The sequence below is a fragment of the Achromobacter xylosoxidans A8 genome (genome assembly GCF_000165835.1).
Lineage (GTDB): Bacteria > Pseudomonadota > Gammaproteobacteria > Burkholderiales > Burkholderiaceae_B > Achromobacter > Achromobacter xylosoxidans_B.
The window spans coordinates 3,604,145-3,616,605 of sequence record NC_014640.1 but is presented as its reverse complement, the minus strand read 5'-3'; the positions used below and the strand labels follow the sequence as shown (position 1 = coordinate 3,616,605).

The 12,461-nt window shown below is 66.0% G+C and carries 9 protein-coding genes and 1 pseudogene; 5 read left to right on the top strand and 5 right to left on the bottom strand.

The genetic code is table 11. From position 1 onward, the window contains the following. Window positions 1–2 precede the first annotated feature (2 nt). The gene (locus tag AXYL_RS16655) at window positions 3–320 is read right to left on the bottom strand and encodes a type II toxin-antitoxin system RelE/ParE family toxin (protein WP_013393991.1); all 318 of its coding nucleotides are present in this window, start codon (window positions 318–320) and stop codon (window positions 3–5) included. A 296-nt stretch (window positions 321–616) separates the two neighbouring features. Further along, window positions 617–1,549: a YicC/YloC family endoribonuclease gene (locus AXYL_RS16650; protein WP_013393990.1), complete on the bottom strand. Its 933-nt coding sequence runs from the start codon at window positions 1,547–1,549 to the stop codon at window positions 617–619. A 186-nt stretch (window positions 1,550–1,735) separates the two neighbouring features. Here AXYL_RS16650 and rph point away from each other — a divergent pair, with 186 nt between their 5' ends. After that, on the top strand, window positions 1,736–2,470 hold the full coding sequence (rph, locus tag AXYL_RS16645) for a ribonuclease PH (RefSeq protein ID WP_013393989.1): 735 nt from the start codon (window positions 1,736–1,738) through the stop codon (window positions 2,468–2,470). A gap of 66 nt (window positions 2,471–2,536) precedes the next feature. Here the strand turns inward: rph and AXYL_RS16640 are convergent, their stop codons facing one another. Both AXYL_RS16640 and AXYL_RS16635 read right to left on the bottom strand, forming a co-directional pair. Further along, a complete protein-coding gene (locus AXYL_RS16640; RefSeq protein WP_013393988.1) occupies window positions 2,537–3,913 on the bottom strand; it encodes an MmgE/PrpD family protein in 1,377 nt (458 codons plus the stop codon). 16 nt (window positions 3,914–3,929) lie between these two features. After that, complete coding sequence (locus AXYL_RS16635) at window positions 3,930–5,090, bottom strand: acyl-CoA dehydrogenase family protein (protein ID WP_013393987.1); 1,161 nt, start codon at window positions 5,088–5,090, stop codon at window positions 3,930–3,932. 212 nt (window positions 5,091–5,302) lie between these two features. Here AXYL_RS16635 and AXYL_RS34355 point away from each other — a divergent pair. Then, a pseudogene (locus tag AXYL_RS34355) lies at window positions 5,303–6,688 on the top strand (methyl-accepting chemotaxis protein); the annotation flags it as partial. Window positions 6,689–6,886: 198 nt separating this feature from the next. On the opposite strand, the gene AXYL_RS16630 reads toward AXYL_RS34355, so the two are convergent. After that, window positions 6,887–8,662: an EAL domain-containing protein gene (locus tag AXYL_RS16630; protein WP_013393985.1), complete on the bottom strand. Its 1,776-nt coding sequence runs from the start codon at window positions 8,660–8,662 to the stop codon at window positions 6,887–6,889. A 283-nt stretch (window positions 8,663–8,945) separates the two neighbouring features. Between AXYL_RS16630 and rdgB the strand changes: the two genes are divergently transcribed. From rdgB to glnA, 3 genes are all read left to right on the top strand, one after another. Next, window positions 8,946–9,569: an RdgB/HAM1 family non-canonical purine NTP pyrophosphatase gene (rdgB, locus tag AXYL_RS16625; protein ID WP_013393984.1), complete on the top strand. Its 624-nt coding sequence runs from the start codon at window positions 8,946–8,948 to the stop codon at window positions 9,567–9,569. 37 nt (window positions 9,570–9,606) lie between these two features. Further along, the gene (gene hemW, locus AXYL_RS16620) at window positions 9,607–10,827 is read left to right on the top strand and encodes a radical SAM family heme chaperone HemW (RefSeq protein WP_013393983.1); all 1,221 of its coding nucleotides are present in this window, start codon (window positions 9,607–9,609) and stop codon (window positions 10,825–10,827) included. A gap of 184 nt (window positions 10,828–11,011) precedes the next feature. After that, complete coding sequence (gene glnA, locus AXYL_RS16615; protein WP_013393982.1) at window positions 11,012–12,424, top strand: type I glutamate--ammonia ligase; 1,413 nt, start codon at window positions 11,012–11,014, stop codon at window positions 12,422–12,424. Window positions 12,425–12,461 lie beyond the last annotated feature (37 nt).

The window sequence follows — 12,461 nt, the reverse complement described above, 5'->3', positions numbered from 1 at the left end:
GTTCACTCCTTCAGCATTTTGGCGAGATCGATGGCGCGCTTGATGTCAATGTCCTGCTTTGCCTTGTCGCCACCGCACAGCAACACAATTATTTTGTTGCCGCGGCGGGTGAAGTACAGGCGATAGCCGGGACCGACGTCGATACGCATTTCCGAAATGCCATCGCGCAAGGGCTTCCAGTCGCCCAGATTGCCGTGCTCGGCAAGGTTGATTCTGGCTGTAATGCGTGCGCGGGCAATCCTGTCGCGCAGATTGTCATGCCAAACTTTGAACTCGCGACTTTGGACGACTTCAATTGGATTTATTGTGAACCATGACATACAGAAATGTCAATCATGGTCTACAGGGACGACTGCTTGCAAAGCCTGACTGATGCAGTCGAATGCGGTGTTCAAGATGTTTTCTGCCCACGTAGATGTTGATTGGCAACGCGCCCCCGGCGACAAGCGCGGTAGTGGGCTATATCAACAGATGTGGATGATCGCCTGGCCCCTCTCATCTCAAAAACCAGACGAAAAGCAGCCCTTACGTACTGGACCGTCCATCCAGCAGGTAAGGGCTGCCTTCTTGCACCAAAGGCGGGGGCGCTCAGATCGCGCGCCGCCCGGGCATGTGCTTACTCGATGTTCTGCGCCTGTTCCCGCATCTGCTCGATCAGCAGCTTCAAGTCCATGGCGGCGCGGGTGACTTCCATGCTGCCGGCCTTGGAGCCCAGGGTGTTGGCTTCGCGGTTCATTTCCTGGAACAGGAAGTCCAGGCGCTTGCCGGCGCTGCCGGCGTTCTTCTTGCCGGAGGCTTGCTTGCCGCCGCCGTCGCCCAGCAGGTGGCGCAGCTCTTCCAGGTGCGAGCGCAGGCGCGACAGCTCTTCGGCCACGTCGATGCGCAGCGCGAACAGATTGGCTTCCTGCGACAGGCGTTCCGACAGTTCCGCGCCGGAAATGTGGGTGAAGCCGCCGGGGAAGGCGGATTCCACACTTTCGCGCAGCTTGGAAGCCAGTTTGTCGCGATGGTCGGCCAGCAACTGGGGCAGGTGTGCCTGCACCAGTTCGACGATGCGCGCCACGCCGTCGGCGCATTCGCGCATCATGCCGGCCAGGCGTTCGCCTTCGCGCTCGCGGCCTTCCTGCAATTGGGTCAGGGCCTGCTGGGCGGCCTGCAGGCAGGCGGCGCCCCAGACTTGCGGGTCGAGCGCATCGTTGGCGCGCTGGCCAGGCCAGTTGAATAGTTCCACCAGGCGCGGCGCGGCGATGTCGGGGAGGATGCGGCGTGCGGCCTGCAGCTGTTCGGCCAGGCTTTCGAGCCAGGCCGGTTCCAACTTGGACAAGTCGGTGCTGGCGTTGCGCGTGTAGGAGACGCGGATCTCGACCTTGCCGCGCGCCAGGTTGGCGGTCAGCAGTTCGCGCAGTGGCGTTTCGACGTGGCGCAATTCATCGGGTAGGCGGAAATAGAGGTCGAGAAAGCGGCTGTTGACGCTGCGGAATTCGAGCGCAAGCGTGCCTTGCTCGAGATCTGCGCGGGCGTTGCCGAAAGCGGTCATGCTGCGAATCATGATGTGCGTGTCCTGGTAATGCTTTTTATTGGGAACCGGTTGCGGCCCAGCCCGCGCCAGCCGGTATTTCGGCGCGGACCCTTGTGTTTGTACCGGTTATATCGCGGCAGGATACTCCAAGCGGCGTTTTCCTGCGGCGCCACCCCGTACAATGCGGCGGATCTAAGCCACGTCTGGAGTCTGCCTGTGACCACACCCCCCGCCATCGCCCGTCCCTCGGGCCGCGCCGTCGACGAACTGCGGCCGTTCAGCCTGGAGCGCGGATTCACGCGCTACGCCGAAGGTTCGGTGCTGGTGAAGGCCGGCAACACCCATGTGCTGTGCACGGCCAGCGTATTGGAGAAAGTACCGCCTTTTCTGAAGGGCAAGGGGGAAGGCTGGGTAACGGCTGAATACGGCATGTTGCCGCGCGCCACCCACACGCGCGGCGATCGCGAGGCCGCGCGCGGCAAGCAGAGCGGCCGCACGCAGGAAATCCAGCGCCTGATTGGCCGCAGCCTGCGCGCGGTATTCGACATGAAGGCGCTGGGCGAGCGCACCCTGCATCTGGATTGCGATGTGCTGCAGGCCGACGGCGGCACGCGCTGCGCCAGCATTACCGGCGCCTGGGTCGCGGCGTCCGAAGCGATCGCCTTGCTGATGAAGCGCGGCGACTTGGCCGTGAACCCGATCCGCGACGCGGTGGCGGCGGTGTCGGTGGGACTGGTGCAGGGCCGCGCGGTGCTGGACCTGGATTACGAGGAAGACTCGGCCTGCGACGCCGACGTGAATGTGATCATGACCGGCGGCGGCGCGTTCGTGGAAGTGCAGGGCACGGGCGAGGGCGCGACCTTCACCCGCGCGGAACTGGACACGATGCTGGTGCTGGCCGAAGGCGGCATCGCTGGCCTGGTGCGCGAACAGCGAGCGGCGCTGACCTGATCGGCACAAAAAAATGACGGGTTGGACGGACTCATTCCGGCCAACCCGTCGAGCAGTCTGTCGCCATCAACCCCGCGGCAGCAGCGCTCCCAGCTTCTCCGCTTTTTCCAGGTTCCAGATCGCCGCGATCAGCCCGCGCAGCTCTAGCTCGGTGGCGGCGTCGGCGTAGCGGCCCAGGCTTAGCGTCTTGTCCTCGATTTCGGCGCGGCTCAGGGTATTGCCCGGATCGCCCTTGGGCTCGTCGACGCGGCCATGCAGCTTGCGGCCGTCGCGGGTGTAGACCGTGACCTTGCCGATCCAGCGTTGGGGGTAGGCGCCGTCGACTTCCGCGTCCAACTCCATTTCGACCTTGCCGCGGAACGCGGCAACGCCGGGATCGTCCAGGCCGGCGTCGAATTCCGCCAGGCCGGCGCGGCCCTGCCGGGCGATCAGGGCCAAGACGGTACCCATCGAGAACTTGGACTGGTGCACGGTCTGCGGATTGACCACCGGGCCCAGCACGTCGATGGCGCCCTGATGCACGTGGGCCACGACCCGTTCGACATCGGCCTCGGTCAGATTGTTGTCGCGCAACGCCTGCTGCAGCGCATCGGCGGCCGGATGGGTGTGGCGGCAGGACGCGTGGAATTTGAACGAGGTCTCGGCCAACGCCCAGCGCTCGCCCAGCCGGTCGCACAGGCGGCTGGGATCGGCGTCGGTTGACATGCCGGCCGCCATGCCTTGCGGGCCCTCCAGGATATGGCGCGCGCCGGTGAAGCCTTCGCGCGCCAGGTAGGCCGCGGTGATGCCGTCGGCGGCAGCCTTGGCGGTGTGAAGTTGCTTGGAGTCGGCGGCGTCGCGCAGGAATTCCCAAAGGCCCGCCGCCTGCGTGCCGGCCGATCCCAGCGCGTGCAGCATTTCCTCGGGCGACAGGTTGAGCAGCCGGCCGGTGGTGACGGCGGCGGCCAGCGTGCCGGCGGTGCCGGTGGTGTGGAAGATCTTGTAGTGCGAACGGCCCAGGAATTCGCCGACGCGGATTCCCACTTCGTAGCCCGCAACAGAGGCGACCAGCAGGTCGCGGCCCGAACGGCCCAAGGCCTGGGCCACGGCCAGCGCCGGCGGGAACACTACGGCGGCGGGGTGGAACACGGAACCATTGTGCACGTCGTCCTGTTCGACCACGTGGGCGGCCGCCGCGTTGACCATGGCGGCAAACAGCGGCGTGGTGCGGCGGCGGGTGATCAGGACTTCGCTGGGGCCGTCGGCCGGACCCATGGCGGCGGCATAGCGGTCGATGGCCTGCACCGCGCGGGCGGAAGCGCCCGCCAGGATAGAGGCCAGGCAGTCCAGCAGCAGGTCCTCGGCGCGGCGCAGTACCGGGGCCGGGATGTCTTCATAGCGCAAGTTGGCGGCAAAGGCCGCGAGCTCGGCGCTCAGGTGCGGGGTGTCTTTGACAACGGTCATTGATGTCGGGATCCGGTCAGAAGGAACGGGGCAGGCCTAGGATGTGTTCGGCCACGTAGGACAGGATCAGGTTGGTCGAGATCGGCGCAACCTGATACAGGCGGGTTTCGCGGAACTTGCGCTCCACATCATATTCCGTGGCGAAGCCGAAGCCGCCGTGGAATTGCAGGCAGGCGTTGGCGGCCTCCCAGGACGCGTCGGCGGCCAGCAGCTTGGCCATGTTGGCCTGAGCGCCGCAGGGCTCATGGGCGTCGAACAGGCGGCAGGCTTCGTAACGCATCAGGCTGGCGGCTTCGACGTTGATGTGGGCGCGGGCGATGGGGAACTGCACGCCCTGGTTCTGGCCGATGGGGCGGCCGAACACCATGCGCTCCTTGGCGTAGGCGGTGACCTTGTCCACGAACCAGTAGCCGTCGCCGATGCACTCGGCGGCGATCAGGGTGCGTTCGGCGTTCAGCCCGTCCAGGATGTACTTGAAACCCTTGCCTTCCTCGCCGATCAGATTTTCTTCGGGGATTTCCAGGTTGTCGAAGAACAGCTCGTTGGTCTCGTGGTTGACCATGTTGGGGATCGGGCGGATAGCCATGCCGTGCTTGACGGCGTGATGCAGGTCCACCAGGAAGATCGACATGCCTTCCGACTTGCGCGTGACTTGGTCCAGCGGCGTGGTGCGCGCCAGCAGGATCATCAGGTCCGAGTGCTGCACGCGCGAGATCCAGACCTTCTGGCCGTTGATGACGTAGCGGTCGCCGCGCTTGACGGCGGTGGTCTTGATCTTGGTGGTGTCGGTGCCGGTGGTGGGTTCGGTCACGCCCATCGATTGCAGGCGCAGCTCGCCGGCGGCGATGCGCGGCAGGTATTCGCGCTTCTGGGCTTCGGAGCCGTGGCGCAGCAGCGTGCCCATGTTGTACATCTGGCCGTGGCAGGCGCCGGAGTTGCCGCCGCTGCGGTTGATTTCTTCCATGATGACCGAGGCTTCGGTCAGGCCCAGGCCGGAGCCGCCGTATTCCTGCGGGATCAGCGCAGCCAGCCAGCCGGCCTCGGTCAGCGCGCGGACGAAGGCTTCGGGGTAGCCGCGTTCTTCGTCGACCTTGCGGAAATATTCGGAGGGGAACTGGGCGCAGAGGTCGCGCACGGCTTCGCGGATGTCCTGATAGGCGTGGGAGGCGTTGGGCATGTTGCTGTTTTCTATATGGGTGATGGATCGTTACAGCATTGAATGTGCCGCAAGCCGCGGGCCCTGCCAATTCACAATTGCTTAATACGGGGTTCGGTTTCGTGACGGGAGTTTGTCATCCCGGCGCCGGGGTTGTGTCAAGAAATTGCCAAACTGGATGTCCATAATCCCTGTGAACGCCGCCGCTGGCGGCAGGTTTTGTATGGACTGATATGCGGAAAAACATCAGGGTCACGACGGCGGTGTCGGCCATTCTTGCGTTGTTCGTGGTGCTGTTCGCGCTGGCGGCGGCGGCCGGAATCTCGGTGCTGCGGGACAACCGCGCGGACATTGAAGCGTTGGGCCGGGGCAGCATCGAACGGGCCGGCGACCTGGCCGACATGAGCAGCCGGCTGTTCCAGGCGCGCGCCGCGCTGACGGATGCCAAGACGGCAATGGAAGGCGGCCTGGAAGAGGCGCGCAACGAGTCCCTGGCGCACGCTGAGACGCTATTCAAGCAGGCGGCGGCCAGCCTGGCGCGCCTGCGCGCCAACCCCGACGCCAGCGCCGAGGGCGCGCCGTTGTTCGACGCGGTGCTGGCCGCCTATGCCGCCTTCGCGGACAAGACGCTGGCGCCCATGCATGCGGCCATCAAGGGCTGGAACGGCATCGAGGTGAACCGCCTGGTGGACAAGGTGCTGCCGGGCAGCGGCGCCGCCTACGTCAAGCAGGCCGACGCCTACCAGACCTATGCCCGCGACCAGGGCCAGGCGGCGGTGGCCAGCGCCAGCCTCACGCTGCAGCGGGTGATCGCGGTGGCGGCCGGCGTGCTGGCCCTGGTGTTGCTGCTGGCCGTGCTGATCCGGCTGGCGTTCCGCCGCGGCATCCTGCGGCCGCTGAACGAGGCCGGCGCGCATTTCGACCGCATCGCCGACGGCGACCTGACGGGCGCGATCGCCATGCGCGGCGACAACGAGATTGGCGTCCTGTATAGCGCCATGCGGCGCATGCAGAAAGGGCTGTCGGCGGCCGTGGCCTCGGTGCGCCACGGCGTCGAGGAAATCCATACCGGCTCGGGCGAGATCGCCGCGGGCGGGGCGGACATGTCGGACCGCACCGCGCGCCAGGCGGGCTCGCTGCAGGAAGCGTCGGCCAACATGATGCAGCTGGCGCACACGGTGCAGCTGACCGCTGGCAACGCCGACCTGGCCAGCCGCCAGGCGCTGGGCGCGACCCAGCTGGCGCAGCGCGGCGGCGCGGCGGTCGAAGAAGTGGTGCAGAGCATGCAGGGCATTGCCGAGAGCGCGCGCCGCATCGGCGAGATCGTCGGCGTGGTCGACAGCATCGCCTTTCAAACCAATATTCTGGCGCTGAACGCCGCCGTGGAAGCAGCGCGCGCGGGCGAGCAGGGCAAGGGCTTTGCGGTGGTGGCGGGCGAGGTGCGCTCGCTGGCCCAGCGCAGCGCGCAGGCGGCCAAGGAGATCAAGGGCCTGATCGAGGACTCCGCGGCGCGCGTGCAGGCGGGGGTGCGCCAGGTCAGCCTGGCGGGCGACACCATGCGCGACATGGTGCAGTCGGTGGACCGGGTGACGCAGATCGTGGCCGAGATTTCCAGCGCCACGGCAGAGCAGGCCGCCGGCATCGCCTCGGTGAACCACGCGGTGGCGGACATCGAGCGCTCGACGCAGGAGAATGCCGCCATGGTGGAACAGACGGCGGCTGCGGCGGCTGCCTTGGAAGCGCAGGCGCAGGGCTTGCGCAGGGCGGTGGCGGTGTTCCAGATCGCCCAGCCGGCCGGTGGCGCGGCTGGGCAGGGCTTAGCTGTCGAGCTGCGGCAGGATGCCGCCGGTGTAGCGCTCGGCCACCAGCGACAGGTTCCCGTGCTTGACCTTGTGCTTGACATGAGCGGCGGCCGACGCGATGTCCTCAGGGCGGATGCGCTCGCATAGCGAGGGCGTGACGGTGAGGGCGCCGACGCCCAGCGTCACGAAGGGAAAGAAGCGGGGCACGCCGTAGCGGTCCTCGGCTTCGATCCCGCCGTTGCGGCGGCCCTCGTCGTCGTACAGGTCCATCGCGCGCTCGTTGAATTCGGCGATGATGCGCTGGGCGCGCGCCATCCAATCGGGGCTGCGCAGCAGCACCACGAAATCGTCGCCGCCCACATGGCCGACGAAGTCGCGTTGCGGGTCGCAATGGCGCTTGATGACGTCGGCGGTCAGCATGATCATGTCGTCGCCGCGCCAATAGCCGTAGACGTCGTTGAAGGGCTTGAAGTTGTTCAGGTCGCCGTAGCAGATGGTGAAGTCATCCGCATCTTCCAGCAGCGTAGCGATGTGCCGGCTGATGGGGATGTTGCCGGGCAGGGAGGTCAGCGGATTGGCGTAGCGCGCCGCCTCGATGCGCATTTCGGTAACCGAGCGCACCAGCGTTTCGCCCGTGGCCAGGCCGTCGTAGCGGCCTTCGTGCGTGATGATCAGCCCGTCCATCAGGTAGCGCTGGTCCTCGGAAATCAGCACATGGCTCAACTGGTCGATGGATACGTTCAGGTCCACCAGCACCGGCTCCGCGTTCATGAAGGTGGAGCAGGCGTCGCGTCCGAACAGTTCGCGCGTATAGCGCTGGGCGTAGTGTTCCGAGAAGTCGCGGCGGTTGATGATGCCGACCGGGCGGTTGTCGTCGTCCACCACGGCCACCGCGTGCATCTCCTTGTGTTCGATGAACAGCCGGTGCACGTCGTCGTTGGTGTGCCCGCTCAATTGCACCGCGGGTGCTTCGACCCGCAGGCTGGCGGCGGTGCCGCCGATGCCGCGTTGCAGCGCGGCCGCTGGCGCCCGCTGCCGCAGCGAATCGCGCAGCGGCGGCGCCAGCTCGGTCAGCAGCATTTCTTCCGGCCGGCCCAGCAGCCAGCCTTGCGCGTAGCGGATGTCCAGTTCGCGCACCACGGCCAGGTCCTCGGCGGTTTCGATGCCTTCGGCGACGATGGTGGTGCCCAGGTGCTGCGCCACCTTCAGGATGGCGCGCACCATGTTCTGCTTGCGCTCGTCCTGGCCGATGCCGTCGAAGAAATAGCGGTCTATCTTGACCAGGTCCGGCTGCATCTCGGCCCAGAGCTGCAGATTGGAGTTGCCCACGCCGTAGTCGTCCAGCGCAACGCGCATGCCGTGTTCGCGCAGGCAGGCGAAGGCGCTGGACAGCTCCGCCATGTGTTCGGACAGCGGATCCTGTTCGGTGAGTTCGACGATGATGCTGGACGGCGCGAGCGAGCAGTTCTTGAGCAGGCGTTGGGGCATTTCTTCGCCCCACAGGGTCCAGTAGTGCAGCAGCGCCGAGCCGGAAAGGTTCAGGAACAGCATGCCGGCGGCGTCGTGCTGATGAAAGCCCTGGGCGCCGGCGCGGAAGCTGGCCAGTTCCAGTTGCGGATGCAGGCCCTGGCGGCGGGCCTCGGCAAACAGCGCGTCGGGAAAGTGCAGGGCGGTGTCGGCCGGGCCGCGGATCAGGCTTTCATGGCCGTAGATGCGGCTGTGCGAAAGGTCGACCACGGGCTGGAAGCGCGGGCGCAACAGCCGTTCGCGCAGGATGCCGGCCAGGCTCATGTGCGCTGACGCGCTGTCCTGGGAAGATGAGGGCGCGCGGGCCGCTACCGGCCGGGGCAAAGCGTGAATGGGGTCCATCGCCGGTGCGTTCAGATACTATCAGTGACAAGTTTGATCATATTGACAAGAAAATATGTCGGCGTTGTTGCGTCGACGACGGGCGCGCCATCTTCAATTAGGGTACGTATCACTGTCAACCCCGGCCGAAGGCATATCCTTCGAGCGGGCGGGGGCATCCCGCCCGGCGGCGGCGCATCGGACCCGCGCCCTATACAATTTGCCCATGACCGCTCCCAAGATTCCCGATTCCCTGCGCCGCGTCGTGCTGGCCTCCAACAATCCCGGCAAGCTGCGCGAGTTCTCCGCCTTGTTCGCGCCTCTGGGCATGGAGCTGGTGCCCCAAGGCGAACTGGGCGTGCCTGAAGCCGAAGAGCCGCACGTCACCTTCGTCGAGAACGCGCTGGCCAAGGCCCGCCATGCCAGCCGGCTGACCGGGCTGCCCGCGCTGGCCGACGATTCCGGCTTGTGCGTGGCGGCGCTGGGCGGCGCGCCTGGCGTGTATTCGGCGCGCTATGCCAAGATGCATGGCGGCGAAAAATCCGACCAGGCCAATAACGAACTGCTGGTGCGCAAGCTGGCCGGCGTGGCGGACCGCAGCGCCTGGTACGTGGCGGTGTTGGCGCTGGTGCGCGCCGAGAACGACCCGCGGCCCCTGATAGGCGAAGGCCTGTGGCACGGCGAGATCATCGACCAGCCCGAAGGCGCCAACGGCTTCGGCTACGACCCGCATTTCTACCTGCCCGACCAGGCCCTGACCGCCGCAGCCCTGGATCCCGAGGAAAAGAACCGGCTGAGCCACCGTGCCCGCGCCCTGCGCGAACTATTGAGCAAGCTGAGCCAGGCTTGACGAGGGCGCCGCGTGGCGCCCGGTCCAGGAATTACGCATGTCCATCATCATTCCCATCCGCAACGACATGGGCGCGCAGCCGTCGCGCCTGAAGCTGCCGGCCGGCGCCACGTTGTCCAGCCTGCCGCCGCTGTCGGTCTACGTGCACGTGCCCTGGTGCGTGCGCAAATGCCCTTATTGCGACTTCAACTCGCACGCGGCGCCGGGCGAGATCCCCGAGCGCGCCTATCTGGATGCCCTGCGCAGCGACCTGGAACAGGCGCTGCCTTCCATCTGGGGGCGGCAGGTGGTGTCGGTTTTCATCGGCGGGGGCACGCCCAGCCTGCTGTCGTCCGAGGGGCTGGACGAACTGCTGGCCATGCTGCGCGCCTGTCTGAACTTGTGGCCCGACGCCGAGATCACGATGGAAGCCAATCCCGGCACGGCCGAGGCCGGGCGCTTCCGCGACTATGCCGCCAGCGGCGTGACGCGGTTCTCGCTGGGCATCCAGAGTTTTGACGATGCGCAACTGAAGAAGCTGGGCCGCATCCATGACAGCGCGCAGGCGAGGGCGGCGATCGAGATGGCGCAGCGCGCCGTCTCGCGCGTGAACCTGGACATGATGTTCGCCTTGCCCGGCCAGACCCTGGAGGCCTGTGTGGCCGACCTGCGGCAAGCCGTGGCTTTCGGCACGGAGCATCTGTCGCTCTATCACCTGACGATGGAGCCCAACACTGTCTTCGCCAAGTTCCCGCCCGAGGACCTGCCCGACGACGACACCAGCGCCGCCATGCAGGACGCGGTGGAAGCCGAACTGGCGGCAGCCGGCCTGGCCCGCTATGAGGTCTCGGCCTATGCCAAGCCCGGCGCGCGCTGCCGGCACAACCTGAATTACTGGGAGTTCGGCGACTACCTGGGCCTGGGGCCGGGCGCGCACGGCAAGCTGTCCTTCCATGACCGCATCCTGCGCGAGGCGCGGCTGCGCAGTCCGGACTCCTGGATGCAGGCAGCCATGGCGCGCGACGGCAGCCACATTGCCGAAAGCCGCCAGGTCGGCCCGGACGAACTGCCGTTCGAGTTCATGCTGAATGCCCTGCGCCTGAAGGACGGCGTCGCCGCCACTGCCTTCAACGAACGCACGGGCCTGTCGCTGGCCGCCATCGCGCACCAATTGGAGGCGGCCTCCAAGCGCGGGCTGCTGGATGCCGATCCGACCCGTCTGCGCGCGACCCCGCTGGGCTGGAGATTCCTCAACGACCTGCAGGAAATGTTCCTGTAGCGTGCATGCACCATAGTGGGGCTGACGTGCCCCACTATTTGCACCATTATGGTGCTACATTTTCCCGTGACCCAGCTGCCTTCCCCGGGGAATCCCGGGGGTAAAACCTGGCACGCTTATTGCTTCCCTCTTTTATGCCAGTCGACGGGTATAGCCCTCGACCTTTTTATCTAATGGAGATGACATGGCAAGCCCGAAAGACGTCCTGAAACAGATCGCCGACAACGAAGTCAAATTCGTGGATTTCCGCTTTACCGATACGATTGGCCGCGAACACCACATCTCCGTGCCGGTCAGCCAGATCGACGAAGACAAGCTGGAAAGCGGGCAGGCCTTCGACGGTTCGTCGATCCCGGGCTGGAAGGGCATCGAAGCCTCCGACATGCTGCTCATCCCCGACATGTCCACCGCCAACCTGGATCCGTTCCGCGAAGAACCGACCCTGATCCTGTCGTGCGACGTGGTCGAACCCTCCGATCTGAAGGGCTATGACCGCGACCCGCGTTCGCTGGCCAAGCGCGCCGAAGCCTACCTGAAGTCCTCCGGCCTGGGCGACACCGCCTACTTCGGTCCGGAACCCGAATTCTTCGTCTTTGACGGCGTGACCTGGAACAGCGACATGTCCGGTACCTTCGTCAAGATCAAGTCGGAAGAAGCGCCCTGGTCCTCGGGCCTGGAATTCGAAGGCGGCAATACTGGTCACCGTCCCACCGTCAAGGGCGGCTACTTCCCCGTGCCTCCGGTCGATTCCTTCCAGGATATGCGTTCGGAAATGTGCCTGCTGATGGAACAGATGGGCGTGCCGGTCGAAGTGCACCACCATGAAGTGGCCGGCGCCGGCCAGCTCGAAATCGGCACCAAGTTCAGCACCCTGGTGCAGCGCGCCGACTGGACGCAGATCGTCAAGTACGTGATCCACAACGTGGCCCACGCTTACGGCAAGACCGCCACGTTCATGCCCAAGCCCATCGTCGGCGACAACGGCTCCGGCATGCACGTCCACCAGTCCATCTGGAAGGACGGCCAGAACCTGTTCGCGGGCAACGGCTACGCCGGCCTGTCGGAATTCGCGCTGTACTACATCGGCGGCATCATCAAGCACGCCCGCGCGCTGAACGCCATCACCAACCCCGGCACCAACTCGTACAAGCGCCTGGTTCCGCACTACGAAGCGCCCGTGAAGCTGGCCTACTCGGCCCGCAACCGTTCGGCCTCGATCCGCATTCCGTACGTCGGCAACCCCAAGGGCCGCCGCGTCGAAGCGCGTTTCCCGGACCCCCTGGCCAACCCGTACCTGGCCTTCTCGGCCCTGATGATGGCCGGCCTGGACGGCGTGCAGAACAAGATCCACCCCGGCGATCCCGCCGACAAGAACCTGTACGACCTGCCGCCGGAAGAAGACGCCAAGATCCCGACCGTCTGCGCATCGCTGGAGCAAGCGCTGGAAGCCCTGGACAACGACCGCGAGTTCCTGACCCGCGGCGGCGTGTTCAGCAACGACATGCTCAACGCCTACATCGAACTCAAGATGGGCGACGTGAACCGTCTGCGCATGACGCCGCACCCGGTCGAGTTCGACATGTACTACAGCCTCTGATGGCTTGAGGCAGTAGCTGGAGGTGGCGCGATGCTGC